The following is a 1,334-nucleotide window of genomic DNA, read 5'->3' on the forward strand; positions in this document are numbered from 1 at the left end:
CCTTCCCCGGGCCTGCTGGCCCGCGCCGACCGCGGCTACGCCCGGTTCCTCGCCCGAACCGAAGACGAACGACCCCGCCCCGACGACGCACCCGCGAGGCCCCGATGAGCACCCACACGGTCCTGTACGACCCCGCAGGTCTCCTCGAGGGCGGACTCCCCCTCGACCGCGCCACCCACGAGCGCCTGGCCAAGGCCGTGCTCGGCTGGACCGGCGAGACCGGGCTGCAGTTGGCGGACCTCCAGCAGATCGCGCTGCAGCTGACCGGCGCCGCCCGCGCGGTGGCCGCCGAGGTCCGCCGCGCCGCCGACCAGCTGCCCGCCGACCACGCCGCCCGCGCCCTCGCCGACGTCGTCCTGGAGGGAGCCGACCGGTGCCTGTCCGGTGCTCCGGAGGGCACGGTGCGGTGCGTGCAGGGCTGCGCCCGCCTCATCCGCGCCCTCTACGAGCGCCTGGATCGCCTCACCGAAGCCGTCGCATCTCGGCCCGCCAGGGCCCTGTGAACCCGCCGCGCACCCGGACGAGACCTGGGGCTCCTCGGGTGCGCGGCGTCGAACAGCACCACGGCCGGCCCGACCGGGCCGGGCGAGCACCACTCGACACCGAGAGGGGCACCATCGTGACCACCGCAACCATCGAGCTGCGCCGCTTCCTGACCATCACCGGCCAGCGCCTGAACAACGGCCAGCCCATGCCCGAGATGTTCTCCCCGGCCGTGGACGCCGCCTGGCACGAACTGCTCGGCACCCCGGCCTACGAGACCCTGTGCCTGGAGACCGCCGGCCAGCCGATCCGCCACGTCGAGGGCAACGGCCACGGCCCGATCGCCTGGGTCACCTCCTACGAGGCTGCGTACGGGCCGCTGCCGGAGATCTGGTTCACCGACGCCCACGGCACCGTCGACGAGCAGGCCCTCGCCCCGCTACCGCGAGACCGGCACCGTGGTCGCCGAGTGGGACTGCGGCCCCGTCAGCGGCGACGGCGACGACCTCACCCCCGAGCAGCTGCCGACCCACCGCCCGTGAACCGCACCCGTCCCAGCGCAGCGCCCCGGCCCACCGCCGGGGCGCTGCGCCTCGTCGAAGCCGGCACCTCCACCCCGACCGCCGTCGACATTGCGGCGTACGTACGGCAGATGACCGCCCACTGCCCCTACCTGGCCCCGTCCCTCCAGCAGGGCCTCACGACCTGGACGGTCTACCAGGCCGAGGGCGATCCCTCGGCGGTGGAGGCGGAGCTCTTCCACGCGGGCTTCCAGGCCGCGGAGCGGCTGCGCCCGCTGCTGAACCGGCCGCACAGCGGCCTGCGGTGCGAGAACATCGTCCTCCTCGGCG

Annotated in this window: 2 protein-coding genes; both read left to right on the forward strand. The window is 75.0% G+C overall.

Annotation, left to right across the window (positions count from 1 at the left end; translation table 11 throughout):
- The first annotated feature begins 104 nt into the window (after positions 1 to 104).
- Positions 105 to 503 (forward strand): restriction endonuclease, encoded by a 399-nt coding sequence (locus tag EF903_RS32630; RefSeq protein ID WP_125548538.1) that lies wholly within the window; start codon positions 105 to 107, stop codon positions 501 to 503.
- A 116-nt stretch (positions 504 to 619) separates the two neighbouring features.
- Positions 620 to 1,334, forward strand: a 715-nt coding sequence (locus tag EF903_RS36230) for a hypothetical protein (protein ID WP_260616232.1), incomplete at its 3' end; no start/stop codon positions are given.

The sequence above is a fragment of the Streptomyces sp. WAC05292 genome, from assembly GCF_003949955.1.
Lineage (GTDB): Bacteria > Actinomycetota > Actinomycetes > Streptomycetales > Streptomycetaceae > Streptomyces > Streptomyces globosus.

Coding starts and splice junctions, on each gene's coding strand:
- EF903_RS32630 (WP_125548538.1), top strand. CDS start 105: ATGAGCACCCACACGGTCCTGTACGACCCCGCAGGTCTCCTCGAGGGC.